We start from the raw sequence: 13,659 nt of genomic DNA, 5'->3' as shown, positions 1-13,659 counted from the left end.
GCTGCCGGCGGTGGAGTATGTCGCGGTCAGCCTACGACCTGACCGGGCACCACCGACTCGCGACGCGTCTCCCAGTCCAGGAAGCGCTCGGTCTCGGCGAGCACACTGCCCGCCAGCCAGGTGACCACCAGGGCGTCGTCGACGATGCCGAGCAGCATCAGGAACGCCTCCGGCACCAGGTCGACCGGGGAGGCGACGTACGCCACCGCAGCCGTCATCAACGCCAGCCGTAGGCCGCCGTCGTAGTCGCCACGCATCGTGGCCCGGATCATCCGCGGCACCGCCGCCAGCCGACGCCCCAGCGACGGTCCGGACCGGGTCCCCGCCGTCAGCGCCCGACCGAGCGCCGCGAACGCCGCCGCCCGCTTGAGTGTCCTGGCCATCGGCTCCTCCTCGTCACACCCGCCGGGCACACACCGCCGCCCTCGCTCTCCATGATGCCCCCGATCGGCAAACTTCGCCGCGCGCGGCGGCGGCGTCCCGTCCCGCCCGGAACCGAGATAATCTCGAACGGACGCAGCACGACGGCACGACGGCAGCAGCGGATCGCAGTCGGGGGGCGCGATGGGCACGGTTGACGCGATGACACACCCGACCGGCCGGACGTGGGCGCTCCGCGCGGCCCGGCTCGCCGCGTTCGGCGCCGGCACCGCCGCCGCCGTCGCGATCGCCACCGCCGGCACCCTCTACGCCCAGGCCAGGCAGGCCCGGCGGATCATCCCGCTGGCGGAGGCACCCCCACCGCGCGGCGACGGGCTGTACGGGGCCCGGCTGCCCGGTCCACCGCTGACCCTGGCGGTGCTGGGCGACTCGTCGGCCGCCGGCTACGGCGTGCACCGGCCCCGCGAGACCCTCGGCGCGCTGCTGGCCACCGGGATCTCCCGCCGGCTGCGTCGACCCGTACGGCTGCACCGGCTCGCGGTGGTCGGGGCCCGCTCGTCCGGTCTCGTCCCGCAGGTCGAGGCCGCCCTCGAGATCCGCCCCGACCTGGTCGTCATCCTGATCGGCGGCAACGACGTCACGCACCGGACCCCGCTGGAGGTCGCCGTCGGGCACCTGGTCGACGCGGTCCGCCAACTGCGTGCCGTCGGCGCGCAGGTCGTCGTCGGCACCTGCCCGGACCTGGGTGCGATCGAGCCGATCAAGCCCCCGCTGCGGTGGCTGGCCCGCCGCTGGAGCCGTCAACTCGCCGCCGCGCAGACCGTGGCGGTGGTCGAGGCCGGCGGCTGGACCGTCTCCCTCGGCGACCTGCTCGGCCCACGGTTCGCCGCCGAGCCGACCCGGCTGTACTCCTGGGACCGGTTCCACCCGTCCGCCGAGGGGTACGCGATGGCGGCCGCCGTACTGCTGCCGGCCGCGCTCGGCGCGCTCGGCGCGAGCACCGCATCGCGGACCGGCGTCGCCGGCCGGGAGAAGGTCCGGACCCTGCCGCAGGCCGCCCACGAGGCGGCACGGCACGCGGGCACCGAGGTACGCGGTACCCAGGTGGGCGGGCGCGAGCGCGGACCGGACGGACGGTGGGCCAGGCTGCGCCGTCGCCCCCGGCTGCCCGGCCGGTCCTGGCAGGCCGCTGCGCTGAGCTGGTTGTTCGGACCGCCCGGAGCAGATCGGGACGCCGACCACCGACGATCGGCCGTATCCTCCGGTCAGCACCTGGGGCTGTCCCCCGCAGGTCCGGAAAGCTGAGCCGGTGCGCACCGGCCACCGCCGCAACGGAAGGCGACCGCTGTGACCACGAGGAGTCTCGCCGTACGGGTCGGTCAGGTCACCGCGGCGGCGGTCGCCGCCGGCACCGTCGGCAGCGCCGCGCTACTGGTCAGCGAGGCGCTGCTGGCCCGCAACCGCCGATACGCCCAGCCCGAGCTGGGGCTGGCCGTCCGGGCCGCCCTCGGCCCGGCCGGTGGGGAGCCGCTGCGGCTCGTGCTGCTGGGCGACTCGGTGACCCTCGGGGTCGGGGTGAGCCGGGTCGCCGACACCGTCGGCGGACAACTGGCCCGGCTGCTGACCCAGCACGACGGCGACCCGGCTGCCGGGCGGCGCCGGGTGCTGCTGTCCAGTGTCGGGGTGGCCGGATCCCGGTCCAGTGACCTCTCCACCCAGGTCGCCCGCGCCCTGCTGGGGCAGCGACCGGACGTCGCGGTGATCCTGATCGGGATCAACGACGCGACCTCCCTGCGTCGGCCGGGCGAGTCCGCCGTGCACCTCGCCGCCGCGGTACGCCGGCTGCGCGGGGCGGGCGCCGAAGTCGTCGTCGGCACCTGCCCCGACCTTGGGGCGGCCCGCGCGATCGCACCACCGCTACGCCAGGTCGCCGGGCTGTTGGGGCGGCGTACCGCGCGGGCGCAGGCCCGGGCGGCACGCGACGCGGGTGCCCGGGTCGTCGACCTGGCGAACGAGACCGGTGCGGTGTTCCGCGCCGACCCGGGGACCTACTGTCACGACGGATATCACCCGTCGGCGGACGGCTACCGGATCTGGGCGCACGCCCTGCTGCCGGCGGTCCGGGGTGCCGCGACCGCAGCGTCCCGCAGCTGAATCCCGCTCCCGCAGCTGAATCCCGCTCCCCCAGCTGGATCCCGGGAACGCCGCCGTCAAAGCTGGTCGCGCAGGCGCCGTACGGCCGCCACCGCAGGCTCCAGCGTCGCCGGGTCGGTCGACGCCCGGACCAGGTCCGCCGCCACCACCCGCAGCTGGTCCGGCAGGGCGGTGTCGAGCCGCAGCCTCGGCACCGGCCGGACCGGACGACCCTCGGCGGCGGCACCCAGATCGGCGACGTACTGCACGAGTTGATGAAACTCGGCGGCCCGCCGGCCGTCGGCGGCCGCCCACCGGGGGTTCTCCCAGTGGCCGACCTGCCGGACCAGCAGCTGGACCTGCCGGGTCAGGGGGTCCGTCCGCTCACCGGGCTGTCGCGTTCCCACCGACGCAGTCTAGTCAGCGGCGACCGGCAGCCATGGCCGACGAACACCGGTACCGCAGCGGCACGCCGCCGGGAAACAGCGCGACGCCCGGCCGCCGGGAACACCGGTGGCCGGGCGTCGCGTACGCAGACCCGTCGCGTCCGTGTGGTGCTACCGCACCCAGGACGATCTGGATCAGTCGTCGCCCTGGAAGAAACTGAGCAGCCGCAGGATCTCGATGTAGAGCCAGATCAGGCTGACCAGGATGCCGAAGGCGGCGACCCAGGAGTACCGCTGCGGCAGGCCGAGTCGGACGCCCTCCTCGACCTCGTGGAAGCTCAGCACGAAGCTGAGCGAGGCGACCACGATGCAGATGAGGCTGAAGATGATCGCGATCGGGCCACCGCTGCGCAGGCCGGTGTCGACGCCGAACAGCGACAGCACCAGGTTGATCATCATGACGGCGAAGACGCCGACCATCGCCGCGATCAGCCCACGGGTGAACTTCGGGGTGGCCCGGATCACCTTCATCTTGTAGAGCGCGGCCATCAGGAAGAACACGCCGAAGGTGGCGACCACCGCCTGCAGGACGATGCCCTGGTAGCCGGCGATCTCCTGGAAGAACTTGCTCACCATCCCGACGAAGACACCCTCGACGACGGCGTAGGTGACCACCAGGGCCGGGTTCGCCATCCGGGAGAACGAGATGACCAGGCCCAGCACCAGACCGACGATCGCCGCGCCGATCCAGGCCACCCCGAGCAGTGCGTCGGGCACCAGGATCCAGGCGGCGACCGCCGACAGACCGGTGATGCCGAGCAGGGTCACGGTCTTGACGACGACGTCGTCGACGGTCATCGGCGCCACGGTGGGCGGCGCGGCAGGCGCACTGCCCGCACCGGGGTACGGCTGCCCGTAGCCGGGCTGCCCGTAGGGACCGGCGGGGGCGTACCCGGCCGCCCGTTCCCGCTCGGCCGCCTGGCCGAGCCGGGCCAGGACCGGGTTGGATGTCTTCACTGTCCAGCCTCCCTCAGGGGGGTTGTCACACGATCGTGTGAGTCCAAGGGTAGACGCACCGATCGAGGCTGTGGAGGACGCGTGCGTCACGGGCCTGCATCGACGGGTCGCGGCGGCCGGGGACGGACCGCCGTGCCCGGGGCGGGACTCGAACCCGCACGCCTTTCGGCAGCCGCTTTTAAGGCAGCCGTGTCTGCCGTTCCACCACCCGGGCCCGTCCCGGCCGGGCTGGCGACGCCGGTCCGGTGACCGGCCCGCCGTCGCGTACGTTCGCCCGACCGCAGACTGTCACGTTAGCGGGTCCGACCCAGCCGGGCGCATCCCGGCCGACGCGCGGCACTAGGGTTCGGTTCGTGACCCGCTCAGCCACCGCAGCGCAGGACACCGGCCCAGGTCCGGACGTTCCGGACGAATACCTGCGGCGCGGCTCCCGACGGTCCCGGATCGCGGCAGCCGCTCGCCGATACGCCCCGGACGTGGCGGTAAGCCTGTTCTTCGTCGCGGTCTCGGCCTGGTTGACCTACCACCTCTGGCCCTCGCCCAGTGGGCGGCTGCTGGCGCTCAACCCCGAGGACCAGACCCTGTACGAGTGGTTCCTGGCCAGCGACGCGCGGCTGCTGCTCGGCGACTTCAGCCTGCTCAGCGACCGGCTAAACGCCCCGGACGGGGTCAACCTGATGACGAACACCACCGTCATCGCCCTCGGCTTCCTGATGGCCCCGGTCACCCTGGCGTTCGGTGCCCCGGTCACCTTCGCGCTGCTCGTCGCCGGGAACCTGGCGGCCAGCGCGATCGCCTTCTACCTGATGTTCGTGCGGCTCGTCGGCGCCCACCGGTTCGCCGCCGCCGTGGGTGGCGCGTTCTGCGGCTTCGCCCCCGGAATGGTGTCGCAGAGCAACAGCCACCTGCACATGACCGCGATCTGGCTGATCCCGGTGATGGTCTGGCTGCTGGCCCGGCTGATGCAGTCCGCCGACCCGACCGGGTCGACCCCGGACGGCCGCATCCACGGCCCGGCCGGCCCGGCCGACCGTCGTCGTACCGTCACGTCCGGGGCATGGCTCGGCGTGGTCGTCGCGGTACAGGTCTTCGTCGGCGAGGAGGTGCTGTTCCTCACCGCCGTCACGTTGATCGTCATGGCCGCCGCGTTCGCGGCCGCCGCCCCCCGGTACGTGCGGCGGATCCTGCCCACCTTCCTGGTCGGCATGGCCGTCGCCGTCGCCGTCGGCGTGGTACTGCTGGCGTACCCGCTGTGGTTCCAGTTCGCCGGCCCGCAGGGCGTCTCCGACGGCGTGTTCGACCCCGACTACTTCTCCGCCGACCTGGCCAGCTGGCCTGCGGTGTCCGAACTGTCGATCGCCGGCTCGGCCAGCGCGGCGGAGCTCACCACCGGCCCGGCCGAGTACAACACCTTCCTCGGCTGGCCGCTGCTGATCGTCACCGCCGGCTGCGCCGGCTGGCTGATCCGCCGGCCGATGGTGGTCGCCTGCACGGTGGGGACCGTGCTGATGGCCGGGCTCTCGCTCGGGCCACGGATCGTCGTCGACGGCACGCGTACCGACGTTCCCGGGCCGTACGCGTTGCTCAACGGGTTGCCGGTAGTCGACGGCGCGTTGCCGATGCGCTTCGCCCTCGCGGTGATCCCGTTGATCGCCGCGATCCTGGTGCTCGCGGTCGACCGGGCGCTGCGGCTCGGCTGGCGCCCCGGCCGGGTGCTGGTGCCGACGGTGCTCACCGCCGCGCTGCTGCCGGTCGTGCCGGCGCCGCTGCCCGGCATGGACCGCGAGCCGCTGCCGCAGTTCATCACCGCCGGACACTGGCGCGACTGCGTGTCGACCGGCGGTGTCCTGGTGCCGGTGCCGCCCGCGACGCCGAAGGAGCCGTGGCCGATGGCCTGGGCGACCGCCGCGAACGTCGCGTTCGGCATGCCGGAGGGCTTCTTCATCGGCCCCTACGCACCCGGCGGGGAAGCCTCGATGGGCACGTTCAAGCAGCCCACCTCGAAGATCTGGGCCGAGGTGGCCCGCACCGGCGAGGTGCCGGAGATCACCGACGACGAGCGGGCCCGGGCCCGGCGGGACCTGGCGCGCTGGGGCGCGGACTGTGTGGTGGTCGCCGACGGCACGGTGCACGCCGACCCGCTACGGCGCACCACCGAGGAGCTGATCGGCCCGGGCGAGCGGATCGCCGACGCCTGGGTCTGGCGGGTCGGCTGACCGCATCCGGCGTGGCCACGGCGGCCTACCGCAGGTTGGCCGGCTCCGGTGCGGTGGTGACCGGCGGCGTCGCGCCGAGGAAGTCCTCCCGGGGGTCGTGCAGCTGGCCGAGCGCCACGACCTCACGCTTGAGGAACAGCGCGAGCGTCCAGTCGACGATGACCCGTACCTTGCGGTTCAGCGACGGGATCCGGCTCATGTGGTACGTACGGTGCATGAACCAGGCGGGCAGCCCGGTCATCTTGATGCCGTAGACTTGGGCGACACCCTTGTGCAGGCCGAGGCTGGCGACGCTGCCGGCGTGCTTGTGCCGGTACTCCACCGGCTGCTGGCCACGGATCACCGCCAGGATGTTGTCGGCCATGGCCCGGGCCTGGCGGACCGCGTGCTGGGCGCTGGGCGAGCAGTACGCCCCGGGCGGCCCGGTCAGGTCCGGCACCGCCGCGCAGTCGCCGGCGCTCCAGGCCCCCTCGACCGCCCGGCCGTCCTCGGCGACCTGCAGGGTGGCCAGGCAGTTGACCCGGCGCCGCTCGTCCCGGGGCAGGTCGGTGGCGTCGAGCATCGGCGACGGCTTGACCCCGGCCGTCCAGACGATCGTGTCGGCACGGAAGCTGTCGCCGTCGGAGAGGCGCACCAGCCCGTCGACGCAGGACTCCAGCCGGGTGTCCAGCCGGATGTCCATGCCGCGCTTGACCAGCTGCTGCACCGTGTACGCGCCCATGTCCCGGTCGACCTCGGGCAGCACCCGCTGGGTCGCCTCGACCAGCACCCAGCGCATGTCGGCCGGCTTCAGCTCCGGGTAGTACCGCAGCGCGTCGCGGGCCATGTCCTCCATCTCGGCGAGCGCCTCGATCCCGGCGTACCCACCGCCGACGAAGACGAACGTCAACGCGGTACGGCGTACCTCGTCATCGGCGGTCGCCGCCGCCACGTCGAGCCGCTCCAGTACGTGGTTGCGCAGGTAGATGGCCTCGCCGATGGTCTTGAAGCCGATGCCGTGCTCACGCAGACCGGGAATGGGCAGCGTCCGGGACACCGAACCGGGGGCGACGATCACGTGGTCGTAGGCGATCTCCCGGGCCGGGCCGACGATCGGCTGCACGCTGGCGACCTTACGGGCGTGCTCGATGCGGGTGACCGCGCCGGCGATGACGTGGCAGCGGCGCAGTTCGCGGCGCAGCGGCACCACCGAGTGCCGTGGGGAGATGTTGCCCGCCGCAACCTCGGGCAGGAACGGCTGGTAGGTCATGTGGGGCTGCGGGTCGACCACGATCACCTCGGCCTCGCCCCGCCGCATCTTTCGGGACAGGCGCAGGGCGGCGTAGAGACCGACGTGCCCGGCACCGACGACAAGGATCCGTTGCCTATTCACATCGCCATCTTCCTCCCGTCCGCCTCTTGACGCAGCCTCGAAAGCCAGATATGTGACCCAGCACGCGGGTGTGACGTCGCACGCAGTGACCCCCGACACCGCCGCAGGTGCGGGCACCGCAAGCCAGCGGCGCCGGATCAGCGGCGGCGGACCAGGGCGGCGAGCAGGGCGACAGCACCGACGGCGACCGCCAGCCCGGCCAGCGCCGCCAGCAGGAACGGCGGCCCGGCCGCCTGCCCGGCGACGGTGAGCAGCAGCACCACCAGTACCGCCGACGCCAGCAGCACCCCGCCGGCCCGGGTCGACCAGCGGAGTACGACGTCCGGCGCGAGTACCACGTCGTAGGGCAGCGCGGCGGCCAGCGCGGCCAGCGAATGCGTCAGGTAGAGCAGGGAGCCGACCGCGAGCAGCCGCCACAGCTGCACCGGTACGCCGTACACCGTCGTCGACAGCGCCCAGCCGACCAGCCCGACCAGGATCGCCACCGTCGGCGCGTGGCCGCGTGGGGCGAGCGCCGGCAGCACCGCGACGGCCAGCAGCGCCAGGCCGAGCCGGTCGATCAGCAGTTCGGCCGGGTACGCCAGACCGAGGCCCAGCAGGGTCACCACGGCCACCGCGACGCGCAGCAGCACCGGCGCCAGGGTCGCCCGGTGCAGCACGGTCCGCACGGCCGCCACCCGGTCCCGTACGGCGGTGATCATCGCAGCACCGCCTTGGGTGCCGACGCCAACCGGGCGACGTCGCGCAGCACCTGGTCGAGGCTGCCGGTGCCGGCCCAGGCCACCACCGGTACGCCGTGTTCACGCAGCTGCCCGATGGTGTTGTCGCGTTCCAGCCGCCACAGCCGGTACGCCACCTCCGACCAGCCGCCGGAGCGGGCCGGTGGGGCCAGCGTGGCGGGCAGCGTGTCGACGGCGACCACGATCCGCCCGGACCGGGCCATCCGGGCCAGCATCTCCGCCGACCGTGGGTCGACCAGCGGAGTGAGCACCACCACCAGCGCGTCGGAGGAGAGCAGCTGCGGGCCGAACACCTGGTCGTAGGGCTCGTACGGGGTGGGCCGGACGGTGACGTCCAACAGCCATTCGAGCACGGTCAGGTACTGCCGCCGGCCGGTGGCCGGACGCAGCCGGCGGGCCAGTGGCCCGTACTCCAGCATCGCGACCCGGTCCCCCCGGTGCAGGTAGTGCTCGGCGACGGCGGCCGCCGCCCGGACCGTGGTGTCGAGCACGGACGCGCCGCCGGACACCCCGCCGGAGCGGCCGACCTCGGTGAGCACGTCCACCAGCAGCACCACTTCGGCGTCCCGGTCGGACAGCGTCGCCGCCACGTGCAGTTGCCGGGCCCGCAGCGACACCCGCCAGTCGATCCGACGCAGCCGGTCGCCGGGCCCGAAGATCCGTACCCCGGCCAGCTCGCCGCCCTCCCCCGGCCGGCGGGACCGGTGCCCGCCGACCAGGCCGGCGGCCCGGGGCATCGCCTCGTCGGCGTCGAACGGCTCGATCACCGGGTAGACCGGCACCCGGACCGGTTCGGCGACCAGCGGCCGGCAGGCCAGCAGCCCGTCGCAGGCCACCGCGCGGGCGGCGACCGGTCCGATCGGCTGACGCCCCCAGCGCAGCGCCACCCCGCCCAACTCGAAGCCTGCGGCGGTGCCGCTCGGCACCGCCAGGGCGAACGGGCGATCCGGCACCCCACCGGACGGCGTCGGCCGGGCCGGCGGGCCCAGTTGTTCGAGCACCTGCACCGACCCGGCACCGGCCGTCGGGTCGCCGGTGGCCCCGGCACCGGTCGCCGGGGCGACGCCGGTCGGGTCGATCGGCACGGCCGGCAGTATCCCGATCTCGTCGATGCGCAGCCACGGTGACACCTTCGCCCGGACCACCACCAGGTCGTAGTCGGCGTCCGCCGGGTTGGCGGCGGCCGCCCGGGCACCCACCTCACCGCCTTCGACGATCTTCCCGTCGACGGCACCGACGTCGAGCAGCGGCGCGGCGGTCGGCCGGCGGCGCAACCCGTACGCCGCCCCCAGCGCGAACGGTGCCGCCAACGCCACCAGGTCGACCCGACCGAGGAGCACTCCGGCGATCAGCAGCAGGCCGGTGACCACCACCGCCCGCCCGAGCGCCCGGGTGGGCAGCCATTCCCCGCCGGTCACTGCGCCGGGCGGCGGCCACCGGCCGCCACGCCACCGGCCGGGCCGAAGCCACCCGCGTAGCTGGGCAGCGCGCCGCTGGCCGGTGCCGGCGTCTGTGCCAGCACCTCGGCGACGACGAACGCCGGGTCGACCCGGCGCAGCCACATCTCCGGCCGCAGGGTGATCCGGTGCGCCAGCACGGGCGCGGCGACCTCCTTGACGTCCTCCGGGACGACGAAGTCCCGGCCGGCGAGCACCGCCTTGGCCCGGGCCAGCAGCAGCAGCGCCAACGACCCCCGGGGCGAGGCCCCGACCAGCACCGACGGGTGTTCCCGGGTGGCCTGGGTCAACGACACGATGTAGCGGCCGATGGAGTCCTCGACGACGACGTTCTCCAACGCGGCCTGCATTGCGCGCAGCCCGGCGGCGTCGACCACCGCCGACAGTTCGGTCTCCTCCTGCCGCCGGGCGATCCGCCGACGCAGCACCTCCCACTCCTCGTCGTGGGTCGGGTAGCCGAACGACACCCGCAGCAGGAACCGGTCCAGCTGCGCCTCGGGCAGCGGATAGGTGCCTTCGTACTCGATCGGGTTGGCGGTGGCCAGCACGTGGAACGGCGCCTCCAGCCGGTAGGTGACGCCCTCCACCGACACCTGCTTCTCCTGCATCGCCTCCAGCAGCGCCGCCTGGGTCTTCGGCGGTGTCCGGTTGATCTCGTCGGCGAGCAGCAGGTTCGTGAAGACCGGGCCGGCCCGGAAGGTGAAGTCGGCGCTGCGCTGGTCGTACAGGAACGACCCGGTGACGTCGGCGGGCAGCAGGTCCGGGGTGAACTGCAGGCGGCGGAAGTCCAGCCCCAGCGCCTGCGCGAAGGACCGGGCGGTCAGGGTCTTGCCGAGGCCCGGCAGGTCCTCCAGCAGCACGTGTCCGCCGGCCAGGATGCCCGCCAGCACCAGCTCCAACGCGTCCCGCTTGCCGACCAGGATGGTGCCGACCGAGTCCAGTACGGCGTGCGCCAGCCGGCTCGCCTCGGCGGTCGGGGCGGCCACCACGTCGTTCATATCTTCTCCAATTGGCTGATGAGCAGCGCGTAGTCCTTTGCCGACGGCGCACGCCGGACGGGGGCGTCGAGGAGCTGCCACAGTTCGTCGCCGCAGATCGCCCGGGCCCGCTGCGGGTCACTGGCCCGGGTGAACCCGTGCCGTTGCCGCAGCCGCTCGTCGACGAGGTCGGCGAGCACCGGCGCCATCACCTCGGTGAACCGGGCCGCGTCCCGGTGCCCGGAACGCAGCCGGCTCTCCCACCGGCGGACCGCCTCCCGCAGGCCGTCCGCACTGCCGAAGACGTAGTTGCCGTCCTCCGGGTCGACCCCGACCCGACGCAGCTTCACCGGCTTCGGCGCGGCGACCGAGCGTACGGTGCGCCGCAGCGCCACCAACGCCAGGCAGCCGCCGAAGACCGCCACCACCGGTACGGCGAGGCCGAACGCCCGTAACCCGAACACGACGACCGCCGTACCGGCGGCGGCGATCAGCAGCGCGCTGAACCAGCGACGGATTCGCCCGCGTGGGCGGGCGGTCGGCTCCGGGGCGGGCCGCTCCTCCTCGTGGCCGAGCAGGTCGTCGATGCTGGTCTGCTGGTCACCCATCGACCGGCTCGCTTCCGCTGGCGGGACCGGTTCCGCTGGCCGGGCCGGTTCCGGTCGCGCCGACGCCGGCGGTCAGTTCGCCGCGCAGCCGGCGCAGCGCCGACTGGGCCTGGGCCCGGGTACGTTCGTCGACCGCGTGCCGGGCGTAGCGGGCCTGGCGGTAGACGGCGGCGAACGCGGAGAGCACCTGTGCGCTGATCGCATGCCCGGCCAGCAGCCGGGTCACCAGGTCGGTGGAGGTGTCGCCGACCTGTCGTGGGGTGCCGGCCGCGGCGGCGGCCTGCTCCAGCCGTACCCAGCAGGCGATCACCGCCCGGCGGGGGTCGGTGTCGGCGTCGGAGAGCTCGACCAGGCCGGCGTCGACGGCGGCGACCACCTCCGCCGCGCTGCCCGGCTCCTCCGGCATTCGGGTACGCCGGCGGATGCCGCCGCTCGCCCGCCGGGGGCGTCGGCGGACCAGGTCTCGCAGCAGCGTCCAGATCAGCAGGCCGGCGACCACCAGCACGGCCACCGCGCAGAGGGCACCGGCGGCCAGCGGAATCCAGGACGGGATCTGCTGCTGATCGGCGGCGGCGAACTCCTCCGGTGGTGGCTCGAACGTCGGTGCGGTCTGCGGCTGCTGGTAGTCCGGCAGGGCCGGGAGTTCCCGTTCGACGGTGGCGTCGGTCCGGCCGACCGGCAGGGTGGAGTTCGCTGCCGCGACGGCGGTCAGCGCGAGCAGGACGGCGACGGCAGCGAGTGGCCACAGTCGACGGAAGGTCGCATGATCCATTGGCGACGTGATGCCCCTCGAATCCTCCTGCGTGGGATTGCCCGCCTCAGCTGCCCTGCGCCCGGCGTTTCGCCTCGGCGAACACCTCGTCGAGCATGGCTGGGGTGAGCCGGCCGGTGAACGTGTTCTGCTGGCTGACGTGGTAACAGCCCAGCAGGTCGGGCGCCCCCGCGCCACCCGACCAGTGTGCCCCATGGCCGAACGCCGGTCGGGGCGTGGGCGGGCGTCGGCCGTACACCCGGGTCGACGTCGGCCACCACGCAGCCCAGGCGAACGCGCCGAGCGCGACCACCACCCGCAGTGAGGCCCGCAGCAGTTCGAACTCACGGTGCAGCCAGGGCGCGCAGGTGTCCCGCTCGGCCGGGGTCGGTTTGTTCGCCGGCGGCGCGCAACGCACGGCGGCCACCACCCGGGTGTCGATCAGACGCAGGCCGTCGTCGGCGGCGACGCTGGTCGGCTGGTTGGCCAGGCCGGCCCGGTGCAGCGCGGCGAAGAGCACGTCGCCGGAGCGGTCGCCGGTGAAGACCCGACCGGTCCGGTTTCCGCCGTGGGCCGCCGGGGCCAGGCCGAGCACAGCGATCCGGGCGTCCGACGCCCCGAACCCGGGCACCGGCCGGCCCCAGTAGGTCTGGTCCCGGAACGCCGCCCGTTTCGTCGCGGCGACCTGCTCCCGCCAGGCGACCAGGCCGGGGCAGGCCCGGCAGTGGGCGACCGCAGCGTCCAGCGCGGGCAGGTCCGGCACCTGGGCCGCCGCTGTGGTCACCTCGTCGGCGGTACGGGTCACCACGGCTCCTTCCGGCGTCGTAACGGCGCAACGGGCAGCGACCACCGCACCGCCGCCGGTGACACCCGCCGCGCTCAGCCGAGTCGGGTCCGGAACAGTTCCAGGGTCCGCGCCCAGGCCCGCGTCGACGCGTCGGGGTCGTACGACTCCGGACGGTCGTCGTTGAAGAACGCGTGCCGGGTGCCAGGGTAGTCGTAGACGACACAGTTCCCGCCGGCCGCCTCGATGTAGCCCCTGGCCTGCTGGATGCCCTCGGCCGCGGAGGTACCGTCCTGCTCCGAGCAGTGGATCGTCGCCGCCTTGCCGGCGTAGCCGGACCAGTCGGGGCTCATCCGCTCCCACGGCACCGTCGGGTAGAAACCGGCGGTGGCCACGATCCGGTCGGTGAGCGTGGCCGACCACAGCGCCAGGCTACCGCCGGCACAGAAGCCGACCGTACCGACGGTGTCACCGACGGTCTCGGCCCGGCCCGCGAGGTAGTCGGCGGCCCCGGCGATGTCCTTCGCCGCCTCGTCCATCGCCAGTCCCATCAGCAGCCGACGCGCCTGGTCCGGCTCGGTGGCCTGCACCCCGTGGTAGAGGTCCGGGGCAAGGGCGACGAAGCCGGCTTCGGCGAGCCGGTCGGCGACCGTGGTGATGTGCGGTACCAGCCCCCACCACTCCTGGATGACGATGACCGCAGGGGCACCGGTGTCGCCGGGTGTCGGCGGCAGGGCCAGGTATCCCTCGCTGGTCCCGCCGTTGCTGCGGTAGCTCACCATCTCGCCCATGGGGGGTCCTCCTGTCGGTCAGTCATCGTTGGCTGGCGCGCAGTGG

Annotated in this window: 14 protein-coding genes and 1 tRNA gene; 3 read left to right on the top strand and 12 right to left on the bottom strand. The window is 73.9% G+C overall.

Annotation, left to right across the window (positions count from 1 at the left end; genetic code table 11):
* Positions 1-26: 26 nt before the first annotated feature.
* Entirely contained in the window at positions 27-383 is a 357-nt protein-coding gene (locus tag O7608_RS08755; protein ID WP_282223882.1) for a YkvA family protein, read from the bottom strand.
* A gap of 181 nt (positions 384-564) precedes the next feature.
* Between O7608_RS08755 and O7608_RS08750 the strand changes: the two genes are divergently transcribed.
* Positions 565-1,686, top strand: coding sequence for an SGNH/GDSL hydrolase family protein (locus O7608_RS08750; RefSeq protein WP_421359192.1), 1,122 nt, complete (start codon positions 565-567; stop codon positions 1,684-1,686).
* 42 nt (positions 1,687-1,728) lie between these two features.
* The gene (locus O7608_RS08745) at positions 1,729-2,535 is read left to right on the top strand and encodes an SGNH/GDSL hydrolase family protein (RefSeq protein ID WP_289209462.1); all 807 of its coding nucleotides are present in this window, start codon (positions 1,729-1,731) and stop codon (positions 2,533-2,535) included.
* 56 nt (positions 2,536-2,591) lie between these two features.
* On the opposite strand, the gene O7608_RS08740 is transcribed toward O7608_RS08745, so the two are convergent.
* From O7608_RS08740 to O7608_RS08730, 3 genes are all read right to left on the bottom strand, one after another.
* Positions 2,592-2,921 carry a hypothetical protein gene (locus O7608_RS08740; RefSeq protein ID WP_289209461.1) on the bottom strand — a complete coding sequence of 110 codons (330 nt, stop codon included), beginning with the start codon at positions 2,919-2,921 and terminating at the stop codon, positions 2,592-2,594.
* Positions 2,922-3,095: 174 nt separating this feature from the next.
* Positions 3,096-3,917, bottom strand: coding sequence for a Bax inhibitor-1/YccA family protein (locus O7608_RS08735; RefSeq protein WP_289209460.1), 822 nt, complete (start codon positions 3,915-3,917; stop codon positions 3,096-3,098).
* A 133-nt stretch (positions 3,918-4,050) separates the two neighbouring features.
* Positions 4,051-4,131: transfer RNA gene (locus O7608_RS08730), tRNA-Leu, on the bottom strand.
* Positions 4,132-4,270: 139 nt separating this feature from the next.
* On the opposite strand from O7608_RS08730, the gene O7608_RS08725 reads away from it, so the two are divergent.
* A complete protein-coding gene (locus O7608_RS08725) occupies positions 4,271-6,133 on the top strand; it encodes a hypothetical protein (RefSeq protein ID WP_289209459.1) in 1,863 nt (620 codons plus the stop codon).
* A gap of 25 nt (positions 6,134-6,158) precedes the next feature.
* Here O7608_RS08725 and O7608_RS08720 read toward each other — a convergent pair whose 3' ends face one another.
* From O7608_RS08720 to O7608_RS08685, 8 genes are all read right to left on the bottom strand, one after another.
* The gene (locus O7608_RS08720) at positions 6,159-7,505 is read right to left on the bottom strand and encodes an NAD(P)/FAD-dependent oxidoreductase (protein WP_289209458.1); all 1,347 of its coding nucleotides are present in this window, start codon (positions 7,503-7,505) and stop codon (positions 6,159-6,161) included.
* Positions 7,506-7,642: 137 nt separating this feature from the next.
* Entirely contained in the window at positions 7,643-8,206 is a 564-nt protein-coding gene (locus O7608_RS08715) for a hypothetical protein (RefSeq protein WP_289209457.1), read from the bottom strand.
* Positions 8,203-9,663, bottom strand: a complete 1,461-nt coding sequence (locus tag O7608_RS08710; RefSeq protein ID WP_289209456.1) for a DUF58 domain-containing protein — start codon at positions 9,661-9,663, stop codon at positions 8,203-8,205. Before O7608_RS08710 ends, O7608_RS08715 begins: the two co-directional genes overlap by 4 nt.
* Positions 9,660-10,700, bottom strand: coding sequence for an AAA family ATPase (locus O7608_RS08705; protein ID WP_289209455.1), 1,041 nt, complete (start codon positions 10,698-10,700; stop codon positions 9,660-9,662). The genes O7608_RS08710 and O7608_RS08705 overlap by 4 nt, the downstream gene beginning before the upstream one ends.
* The gene (locus O7608_RS08700; RefSeq protein ID WP_289209454.1) at positions 10,697-11,287 is read right to left on the bottom strand and encodes a hypothetical protein; all 591 of its coding nucleotides are present in this window, start codon (positions 11,285-11,287) and stop codon (positions 10,697-10,699) included. Before O7608_RS08700 ends, O7608_RS08705 begins: the two co-directional genes overlap by 4 nt.
* Positions 11,280-12,059 (bottom strand): DUF4129 domain-containing protein, encoded by a 780-nt coding sequence (locus O7608_RS08695; protein ID WP_289209453.1) that lies wholly within the window; start codon positions 12,057-12,059, stop codon positions 11,280-11,282. The genes O7608_RS08700 and O7608_RS08695 overlap by 8 nt, the downstream gene beginning before the upstream one ends.
* A gap of 46 nt (positions 12,060-12,105) precedes the next feature.
* On the bottom strand, positions 12,106-12,846 hold the full coding sequence (locus O7608_RS08690; protein ID WP_421359183.1) for a uracil-DNA glycosylase: 741 nt from the start codon (positions 12,844-12,846) through the stop codon (positions 12,106-12,108).
* Between the two features lie 71 nt (positions 12,847-12,917).
* Entirely contained in the window at positions 12,918-13,613 is a 696-nt protein-coding gene (locus O7608_RS08685; protein ID WP_289209451.1) for a dienelactone hydrolase family protein, read from the bottom strand.
* Positions 13,614-13,659: the final 46 nt, after the last annotated feature.

Source organism: Solwaraspora sp. WMMA2056, assembly GCF_030345095.1.
GTDB lineage: Bacteria > Actinomycetota > Actinomycetes > Mycobacteriales > Micromonosporaceae > Micromonospora_E.
Note: the sequence above shows the minus strand (reverse complement) of the source record. Positions and strands in the feature narration are given on the sequence as shown.